The sequence below is a fragment of the Streptomyces capoamus genome (assembly GCF_014654935.1).
In the GTDB taxonomy this organism is placed as follows: domain Bacteria; phylum Actinomycetota; class Actinomycetes; order Streptomycetales; family Streptomycetaceae; genus Streptomyces; species Streptomyces capoamus.
On the sequence record NZ_BNBF01000026.1, the window covers coordinates 49,986 to 59,341 of the forward strand.

10 protein-coding genes are annotated in these 9,356 nt (G+C 71.2%); 2 read left to right on the forward strand and 8 right to left on the reverse strand.

Annotated features, from left to right (window positions below; translation table 11 throughout):
• Positions 1-2: 2 nt before the first annotated feature.
• The 8 genes from IE312_RS31525 to IE312_RS31560 all read right to left on the reverse strand — a co-directional run bounded on the left by IE312_RS31525 (position 3) and on the right by IE312_RS31560 (position 7,197).
• A complete protein-coding gene (locus IE312_RS31525) occupies positions 3-1,418 on the reverse strand; it encodes a nucleobase:cation symporter-2 family protein (RefSeq protein ID WP_370467642.1) in 1,416 nt (471 codons plus the stop codon).
• 194 nt (positions 1,419-1,612) lie between these two features.
• Positions 1,613-2,998 (reverse strand): 8-oxoguanine deaminase, encoded by a 1,386-nt coding sequence (locus IE312_RS31530; protein ID WP_189985674.1) that lies wholly within the window; start codon positions 2,996-2,998, stop codon positions 1,613-1,615.
• Between the two features lie 69 nt (positions 2,999-3,067).
• A complete protein-coding gene (locus IE312_RS31535) occupies positions 3,068-4,480 on the reverse strand; it encodes a nucleobase:cation symporter-2 family protein (protein ID WP_189985675.1) in 1,413 nt (470 codons plus the stop codon).
• Positions 4,481-4,544: 64 nt separating this feature from the next.
• Positions 4,545-5,468 (reverse strand): factor-independent urate hydroxylase, encoded by a 924-nt coding sequence (pucL, locus tag IE312_RS31540; RefSeq protein WP_189985676.1) that lies wholly within the window; start codon positions 5,466-5,468, stop codon positions 4,545-4,547.
• A 7-nt stretch (positions 5,469-5,475) separates the two neighbouring features.
• Entirely contained in the window at positions 5,476-5,886 is a 411-nt protein-coding gene (uraH, locus tag IE312_RS31545; protein ID WP_189985677.1) for a hydroxyisourate hydrolase, read from the reverse strand.
• Between the two features lie 4 nt (positions 5,887-5,890).
• Entirely contained in the window at positions 5,891-6,403 is a 513-nt protein-coding gene (gene uraD / locus IE312_RS31550; protein ID WP_189985678.1) for a 2-oxo-4-hydroxy-4-carboxy-5-ureidoimidazoline decarboxylase, read from the reverse strand.
• 159 nt (positions 6,404-6,562) lie between these two features.
• Positions 6,563-6,925 carry a helix-turn-helix domain-containing protein gene (locus IE312_RS31555; protein WP_189985679.1) on the reverse strand — a complete coding sequence of 121 codons (363 nt, stop codon included), beginning with the start codon at positions 6,923-6,925 and terminating at the stop codon, positions 6,563-6,565.
• Positions 6,922-7,197: a YkoF family thiamine-binding protein gene (locus IE312_RS31560; RefSeq protein ID WP_189985680.1), complete on the reverse strand. Its 276-nt coding sequence runs from the start codon at positions 7,195-7,197 to the stop codon at positions 6,922-6,924. The genes IE312_RS31555 and IE312_RS31560 overlap by 4 nt, the downstream gene beginning before the upstream one ends.
• Before the next feature lie 146 nt (positions 7,198-7,343).
• Between IE312_RS31560 and IE312_RS31565 the strand changes: the two genes are divergently transcribed.
• Positions 7,344-8,183, forward strand: coding sequence for a TIM barrel protein (locus IE312_RS31565; protein ID WP_189985681.1), 840 nt, complete (start codon positions 7,344-7,346; stop codon positions 8,181-8,183).
• Positions 8,184-8,211: 28 nt separating this feature from the next.
• On the forward strand, positions 8,212-9,099 hold the full coding sequence (locus tag IE312_RS31570) for a 2-hydroxy-3-oxopropionate reductase (protein WP_189985682.1): 888 nt from the start codon (positions 8,212-8,214) through the stop codon (positions 9,097-9,099).
• Positions 9,100-9,356: the final 257 nt, after the last annotated feature.

Below are 9,356 nucleotides of genomic sequence, written 5' to 3' on the forward strand. Positions count from 1 at the left end.
TCTCAGCGCGCGGCGGCGATCTCCTCCCCGGCCTCCATGGGGTGGGTGACGTCATGGGCCTCACGGCCCTTGCCGACGTGGTTGAAGAGAAGGTTCAGGACGACGGCCGTGACGCAGCCGGTGGAGATCCCCGAGTCCAGGACGATCCTCGCGGTCTGCGGGAAGGCGTGGTAGAAGCCCGGCGCGGTGATCGGGACGATGCCGACCGCGAGGGATACGGCCACGATCAGGACGTTGTTGTCCTTGTCGAGGCCGGCCCGGACCAGGGTCTGGATGCCGCTCGCGGCGACCGAGCCGAACAGGACGACACCGGCGCCGCCGAGGGCCGGACGCGGGACGACCGCGATGAGCGAGGCGGCCATCGGGCACAGGCCCATCAGCACCAGGAAGCCGCCGCCGGTCGCGACGACGTACCGGCTGCGGATCCTGGTCATGGCGACCAGGCCGATGTTCTGGGCGAAGGCGCTGCACATGAAGCCGTTGAACAGCGGGCTGATCGCGGAGCCCAGGGTGTCGGCGCGCAGACCGGCCGCGACGGTCCTCTCGTCGGCGGGGCGTTCGACGATCTCGCCCAGCGCCAGCATGTCGGCGGTCGACTCGGTCATCGAGACCACCATCACCACGCACAGGGAGAGGATCGCGGCGAGCCGGAATTGCGGGACGCCGAAGTGGAACGGGGTCGGGAAGCCGACCACGTCCGCGTCGGCGACCGGGCCGAAATCCGTCACGCCGAACGGGATCGCGATCAGCGTGCCGGCGACCAGTCCGAGCAGGACGGCGATCTGCTTGACGAAGCCGCGGGTGAAGCGGCGCAGCAGCAGCACGATCAGCAGGGTGACGCCGGCGAGGGTGAGGTAGGTGGCCGATCCGTAGTCGTCGGCCCGGGGATCGGGGCCCTGGGCCCAGCCGAACGCGACCGGGAGCAGGGACACTCCGATCAGGGTGATGACGGATCCGGTGACGACCGGCGGGAAGAACCGGATCGCCTTGCTGAAGAAGGGCGCGGCGAGGAAGCCGAGGAGGCCGGCGACGACGACCGCGCCGAAGATGACCGGCAGCGCGTCGGACTTGTCCTCGGTGGAGGCGACGACCGCGGTCATGGGGGCGACACCGGCGAAGGTGACGCCGTTGACGAAGGGCAGCCGGGCGCCGATCTTCCAGAAGCCGAGCGTCTGGAGGAAGGTGGCGAGGCCCGCGGTGAACAGGCAGGCACCGGTGAGGAAGGTCAGGTCGGCGGCGGACAGGCCGATGGCCGCGCCGACGATGAGCGGTGGGGCGACGACTCCGGCGTACATGGCGGCCACGTGCTGCAGACCGCTGGTCGCCATTTTGAGGGCGGGGAGTTTCTCGTCGACTGGATGGGCGGCCACGGCGGCTCCTCCGGGCGGGTGACACGTCGCGGGCGACGCGGGTTTCATGGAGGTGGTGCGTGTGGTCGTGCGGGACCGTGACGGGGGCGGGGCATGAGCGGTGGGCGGCGGTGCGGTGACCGGCCCCGGGGGCGTGCGGACGCACGCGCCCCGGGGACGGCGTGCCGTGGATCCCGCTCGGATCCACGGTCCCGGCCGGGAGCCGTCCCTCCCGGCCGGAGTCTGTACGGGCCCGAGCCGGATCAGGCCCGGGCGGCGATGCGCGCCAGGCGCTGGGCCTCCGCGCGGGTGGAGACGGCGATGGCGTCCTCGTCCACGGAGAGCAGGCGGCCGTTCTCCACGATCTGCCGGCCGTTCACGAAGGACGCGGTGACCGGGGCCGCGGCGCCGAGGACGAGCGCGGTCACCGGGTCGGCGATGGAGGCGTGGGCGAGGGTGTCCATCTTCCACAGCACCACGTCGGCGAGCTTGCCGGCCTCCAGCGAGCCGATCTGATCGGCCCGGCCGAGCACCTGGGCGCCGCCGTGGGTGCCGAGCCGCAGCGCCTGCCGGGCGCCGAGCGCGGCCTCGCGGTGCGCGCCGAGCCGGTTGATCAGCAGGGCGTTGCGCAGCTCGGTGTGGAGTTCGCCGGACTCGTTGGAGGCGGTGCCGTCGACGCCCAGGCCGACCGGGACGCCCGCGCCGAGCATGTCGGGGACGCGGGCGATGCCGGCGGCGAGGCGGGCGTTGGACGACGGGCAGTGGGCGACACCGGTCTTCGTGCGGCCGAACGCGGCGATGTCAGAGTCGGTCATGTGGACGCAGTGCGCCATCCAGACGTCCTCGCCGAGCCAGCCGGTGGACTCGAAGTAGTCGGTGGGGCCCATGCCGAACAGCTCGTGGCAGAACTTCTCCTCCTCCACCGTCTCCGAGCCGTGGGTGTGCAGCCGTACGCCGAGCCGCCGGGCCAGCTCGGCTCCCTGGCGCATGAGTTCGGTGGACACGGAGAACGGCGAGCAGGGGGCCACGGCCACCTGGGTCATCGCGTCGAAGGAGGCGTCGTGGTGGCGCTCGACGGTCTCCTCGGTGGCGGCGAGGGCACCGTCCAGGGTCTCCACGGCGAAGTCCGGGGGCAGGCCGCCGTCCTTCTCGCTGCGGTCCATCGAGCCGCGGGCCAGCGTGAACCGTACGCCCGTCTCGGCGGCGGCCCGGATGATCGCGCCGGACAGGTCGCCGGAGCCGTGCGGGTAGACGTAGTGGTGGTCCATGGCGGTGGTGACGCCGCCCCGGGCCATCATGGCGAGGGACCCCTGCGCGGCGGCGTACGTCATCTGCTCGTCGATGCGCGCCCAGATGGGGTAGAGCGCGACCAGCCAGTTGAAGAGGTTGTGGTCGGTGGCCAGGCCCCGGGTGATCCACTGGTAGAAGTGGTGGTGGGTGTTGACCAGGCCGGGCGTGGCGAGATGGCCGGTGGCGTCGATCCGGCGCACCACGTTCTCCAGGCCCTCGGGGGCCTTGCCCGCGCCGACCGACTCGATGCGGTTGCCGGCGAGGACGAGGTGTCCGGAGGCGTACTCCGTGTCGTCCGCGTCGACGGTGGCGATCGCACAGTTCTCGATGACGATGCGCTGGGCTGCCGATGGTGCCATGGTGCTTCCTTGTCTTCGGGTGGCGGCCCGTGGACGGGAGGCTGTCCACGGGGTGGGCACGGCAGGACCCTAGGAGGATTTGAGTGCCGGGGCCGGTCGACGGCTCCGGGTGCCGAGGTGGTGGAAGAACAGGTTGAGCAGGACCGCGGTGAGCGCGCCCGCGCTGATGCCGGAGCCGAGCACGGTCTGCGCCCAGGCCGGGAAGCCGGCGTAGAAGGTCGGCGCGGCGAGCGGGATGATGCCGGCGCCGAGCGCCACGGCCACCAGGACGATGTTGGAGCTGTCGTCCAGGCCGGCCTCGGACAGCGTACGGATGCCGCTGACGGCGATGGAGCCGAAGAGGACGATGCCGGCGCCGCCGAGGACGGGCAGGGGGACGAGGGAGACGACCGCGCCGAGGACGGGGAAGGCGCCGAGGACCAGCAGGACGGCGCCGGCGACGGCGACGACGTACCGGCTGCGCACCCGGGTGAGGGAGACGACGCCGACGTTCTGGGCGAAGGCCGAGGTGGGGAAGCCGCCGAAGACGGGGCCGAGCAGGGTGGCGAGGCCGTCGGTGCGCAGGCCGCGGGTGATGGTGCGGGCGTCGGTACGGCGGTCGCAGATCTCGCCGAGGGCGAGCATGCCGGCGCTGGACTCGGTCATCAGCACCAGCATCACGATGCACAGCGAGCAGATGGCCGCGGGCTGGAACTCGGGGGTGCCGAAGGCGAACGGGGTGGGCAGCGCGGCGACCGGCGCGGACTGCAGGCCGCTGAAGTCCGCCATGCCGAAGGGGATCGCGGCGAGGGTGCCGGCGAGCAGCCCGGACAGCAGGGCGGTCTGCCGTACGAAGCCCTTGCCGAAGCGCTGGATCAGCAGGACGACGGCGAGGGTGAAGCCGGCGAGCGCCAGGTGCCGCATGGCGCCGAAGTCGGCGGCGGTCCTGTCGCCGCCCTGGGCCCAGCCGACCGGTACGGGCATCAGCGTGACGCCGATCAGGGTGATGACGACGCCGGTGACCAGGGGCGGGAAGAAGCGCAGCAGCCGGCCGAAGAAGGGGCCGAGGGCCAGGCAGAGGGCGCCGGCGACCATCACCGCGCCGTAGATCGCGGGGAGTTGGTGTCCCCTGCCGTTGGTCTCGGCGATGGCGAGGATCGGGGCGATGCCGGCGGAGGAGGCGGCGTTGACGAAGGGCAGCCGGTTGCCGACGAGGCCCTTGACGCCGAGGGTCTGCAGGACGGTGGCGGCGCCGGCGATGAGCAGGCTCGCGGCGATCAGCCGGGTGCGGGCCGCGAGGTCGAGCCCGCAGGCCTGGCCGATGATGAGCGGAGGAGTGACGACGCCCGCGTACATGGCGGCGATGTGCTGGAGTGCGGCGGGGACGAGCCGCGTGGGGTGGAGTTTCTCGTCCACCGGGTGCACGGACGTGACGGTGTCCTCGGTGTGCGCCGGCGGGGTGGGACAGGGGGCGGTGTCGGGCCCCTTCGCAGGCTGTGCCATTTCGTTCCCTCCGGTGTGGCGGGCCCCCGGCCCGGGTGGCGGGGCCGGGGGCGCGCGTCCCGCGTCAGAGGTTGGTCATGTCGACCGGGATCCGGGCCTCACAGCCGTCCCGCAGGATGGTGGCCTCGATGAGGCCGTAGGGGCGGTCGGCGGCGAAGTAGACCTCGTTGTCGTTCTTCAGTCCGAACGGTTCCAGGTCCACCAGGAAGTGGTGCTTGTTCGGCAGCGAGAAGCGGACCTCGTCGATCTCGCCGCGGTTGTTGATGATCCGCGAGCCCATCTGGTACAGCGTCTGCTGCAGCGACAGGGAGTAGGTCTCGGCGAAGGCCTGGAGCATGTGCTTCCTGGTCTGCTCGTAGGACTTCTCCCAGTGGGGCATCCGCTGCTCGTCGTCGGTCCAGTTGAACCGCCAGCGGGCGGAGACCTGGGTGGCGAGGATCCGGTCGTACGCCTCCTGGAGGGTGGTGTACTTGTCCTTGACGTAGCCCCAGAACTCGGAGTTGGTCGAGTTCATCACGACCAGGTCCTTCAGGCCGGAGACGACCTCCCACTTCTCGCCGTCGTAGGTGATCTGGGTGAGGCGGGTCTCCTGGCCCTTGCGGACGAAGGAGTGCTTGACCTCGTCGGCGCCGATGAACTTGCTGTTGGCGTCGGAGGTCTCGATCCGTTCCCAGGCGTACTCCTCGATGCGGATGCGCGCCTGGTGGATCGGCTCCTGGCTGGTGACGAAGTGCCGGGCCAGGTGGATGCCGAACTGCTCGGCGGACTCGATGCCGTACTCCTTGGCGAACGCGTACACCGTGTTCTTGGTGGTGTCGGTCGGCAGGACGTTGGCGTTGGAGCCCGAGTAGTGGACCTCGTCCATGTCGCCGCTCAGCGCGACGGAGACGTTGAGGTCCTTGATGTGGTGGGTGGCGCCGTCCCGCGTGATCTTGACGACTCGGTTCTCGGCCTTGCCGTACTGGTTCTGTCCCAGGATCGTGGGCATGTGTCTGCTAGCTCCCTCGGTAAACGGAGTAGCCGAACGGGTTGAGCAGCAGCGGTACGTGGTAGTGCTCCCCGGGAACGACGGCGAAGGTGATCGCCACCTCGGGGAAGAACACGGCACCGCTGTCCCGATTCGCGGGGGCGTCCTGCTGCGCATCGGCTTGCTTCTTCGCGAAGTACGGCTCCACCTCGAAGTCGAGCCGTACGTGGGTGGTCCCCTCCGGCAGGTCCGGGAGGTCCTTGCACCGGCCGTCGGCGTCGGTCGTGGACCCGCCGAGCGCCTGCCAGTCCCCTCCGTGCCCGTACCGGGCGCCCTGGCCGCCGCGGGCGGACAGGCGGACGGCGACGCCCTCGGCGGGGCGGCCGATCGAGGTGTCCAGGATGTGCGTGGACACGGAGGCGGTGGTGCTGGTGCTCATGGTGTCAGGCGTCCTCTTCGACGAGTCGGGCCAGTCGGATGCGGTTGATCTTGCCCAGCTCGGTGCGGACGATGTCCCGCTCCTGCTCCGGCGCGTTCCCGATCCGCTCCTTGACCGCGTCCCGCATCTGCTCGCCGGTCCGGCCGGTGGCGCAGATGAGGAAGACGTGCCCGAACTTCTCCTGGTAGGCCAGGTTGAGTTCGAGCATCTCCGCCTTGAGCTCGTCGGAGGCGCCGGCCATGCCGCGCTGTTCGCGGGCGGAGGCCGGGTCGCCGGGCCTGGGACGCCCGATCGGCGGGTGCCCGGCCATCGCCTCCCCGAGGTCCGCCGCGGTCAGCTCGGCCGTGGCGGCGTCGCTGGCGGCGTAGAGGTCTTCCGGGGTGGCGTAGGGGCGGGCGGCGAGCAGTCGCCGGGCCCACTCGGTGGAGGCGCACGCCTCGTGGAGGGCGGCGAGCGCCGCCCGCTCCTCCAGAGCGTTGAACCGGGCCAGGCCCGGGGGCGTGGAAGTCGACGTCACGGGAGCCTCCGTGGCCGCGATGGGCCGTTGTGCTGAACGGGCTGCCGATAGCTAACGCCCTCGGAAACACCACGTCAACAGTTTGTTGAAAAATCCGCGTAACAAGAGAGGACCGGCCCCGGGCGGCACGACTGCCGGGTCGGATGCCCTTCCGTTGGCTCAGGTGTTCTTCTCGCGGTTCAGGTAGTTGTAGACCGTGAAGCGGCTGACGCCGAGCGCGCCCGCCACGGTCTCCACGCCGTGCCGCACGGCGAACGCACCCCGCGCCTCCAGGCTCCGCACGAGCTCCTGCTTGGCCTTGCGGTCCAGATCGGCCAGCGGCCGGCCCTGCCGGCGCTCCATGGCGGCGAGGATGTGGTCGAGGGAATCGGCGAGCTGGGGCAGACGTACGGCGACGACGTCGACGCCCTCCCAGGCCAGGACGACGTCCTCGGGGCCGGCCTCGTCGGGCGGCAGCAGCTGTCCGCCCATGGCGTCGACCAGCGGCTTCACGGCCGCGATGAACGGCTCCTCCCCGGTCATCTACCGCCCTCCCCGGTTCCGTCGCCGGGCACGTCGTCGATCACGTTGACCTGCAGCGAGACCCGGGTGGCACCGGCCTGGAGGGTCTTGCGCAGCAGGGCGTCGACCGCGGTGAGCACGCGGTCGGCGCCGCCCTCGGCCGTGTTGCCGAAGGGGCCGACGTCGACGGCGTCCAGCTCGGCCGACTCGACGACCTCGCGCGCCACCAGGGCGTGCGCGGGCGCCTCGTCCAGGTCGAAGGGCTCGGTCGTGAACTCCACTCTCAATCGCACGCGCTCAACCTAACGCCCGTCGGGGTTTTTCGGGCGGCCGGTGCCCTACCCCCCTTGACAAGCGACGACGGGCGACGGCAATCTTCCATCACGCAGAAACGAACTTCCGTCATACGGAAATGACTACGGAAGGGAGCGCGGCCCGAATGGGATTCGCAGACCAGCGCTTCAACGTCAACCTGTCGATCCTCTTCACGGAACTCCCGCTCCTGGAGCGCCCCGCGGCCGCCGCCGCGGCGGGCTTCTCCGCGGTCGAGCTGTGGTGGCCCTGGATCGACTCCCCCACCCCCGCGCGGTCCGAGCTGGACGCGCTGAAGAAGGCGGTCGAGGACGCGGGCGTCCGGCTCACGGGGCTGAACTTCTACGCCGGCCAGCTGCCGGGCCCGGACCGCGGCGCCCTGTCGCTCCCCGGTGCGGAGTCGGAGAGGTTCCGCGCCAACATCGACGTGGCCGCGGACCTCGCCGCCTCCCTCGGCTGCACGGCCCTCAACGCGCTCTACGGCAACCGCGTCGAGGGCGTGGACCCGGCCGAGCAGGACGCGCTCGCCCTGGAGAACCTGGCCCTCGCGGCACGGGCGGCCGACCGGATCGGCGCCGTCCTGCTGGTCGAGGCCCTCAACCGGCCCGAGTCGCCGCAGTACCCGCTGGTGAGCGCGCCCGCCGCCGTCGACGTCGTGGACAAGGTCAACGAGGCCACGGGACTCGGTAACGCGAAGTTCCTCATGGACCTGTACCACCTGTCCATGAACGGCGAGGACCTGCCGTCCGTCATCGAGCGGTACGCGGCGAGGACCGGCCACGTCCAGATCGCCGACAACCCCGGCCGCGGCGCCCCCGGCACGGGCTCACTCCCGCTGGAGGAGCTGCTCGACCGGCTGCGGAAGGCCGGTTACGACGGCTGGGTGGGCCTGGAGTACAAGCCGGGCGACCGCCCGAGCGCCGAGGCGTTCGACTGGCTGCCCGCCGCGGCCCGCGCGGCCCGCTGATCATCCTGTAGTGAGAAAGGCACCCCCGATGAGTCTTCCCAAGATCGCATGGATCGGCCTCGGCATCATGGGTTCCCCCATGTCCGAGAACCTGATCAAGGCGGGCTACCAGGTCACCGGCTACACGCTGGAGCAGGAGAAGCTGGACCGGCTGGCCGCCGCCGGCGGTACGGCCGCCGGCTCGATCGCCGAGGCGGTGCGGGACGCCGACGTGGTCATCACGATGGTGCCCGCCTCGCCGCAGGTCGAGGCCATCGCCTACGGCCCGGACGGCATCCTGGAGAACGCACGGCGGGGCACCCTGCTGATCGACATGTCCTCGATCACCCCGCAGACCTCCGTCGACCTGGCGAAGGCCGCCCGGGACAAGGGCATCCGGGTGCTCGACGCCCCGGTGTCCGGTGGCGAGGCCGGCGCCGTCGAGGCCGTACTGTCGATCATGGTCGGCGGTGAGCAGGCCGACTTCGACGAGGCCAGGCCGATCCTCGAGGCGCTCGGCAGGACCATCGTGCTGTGCGGTCCGCACGGCTCCGGGCAGACCGTGAAGGCCGCCAACCAGCTGATCGTCGCCGTCAACATCCAGGCGTGCGCCGAGGCCGTGGTCTTCCTGGAGAAGTCGGGCGTGGACCTCGGGGCCGCACTCGACGTCCTGAACGGCGGCCTGGCCGGCTCGACCGTGCTGACGCGCAAGAAGGACAACTTCCTGCACCGCGACTTCAAGCCCGGCTTCCGCATCGACCTGCACCACAAGGACATGGGTATCGTCACCGACGCCGCCCGCAACGTCGGCGCCGCCCTGCCGGTCGGTGCCGTGGTCGCCCAGCTGGTCGCCTCCCTGCGCGCCCAGGGCGACGGCGGCCTGGACCACTCGGCCCTGCTGCGGGCCGTGGAGCGCCTGTCCGGCGCGCAGGTCTGACCGGCCCCGAAGACTTCCGGGCCGCGACGCCGCCGACACCTGTCCTGTCGCGCCCAGGCGGCGGCGCGGCCCGGAATCGACTTCAACAAACTGTTGACGCCCCGATCGCCCCACTCCTAGGCTCCACGAAGCGGAACCAGGTTTCCGCTGTATCCCGCACGGAAGGTCCACGATGTCGCAGCGCGTGCTCACGACAGAGTCCGGCGCCCCGGTCGCCGACAACCAGAACTCAGCCTCGGCCGGCGCAGGCGGGCCGC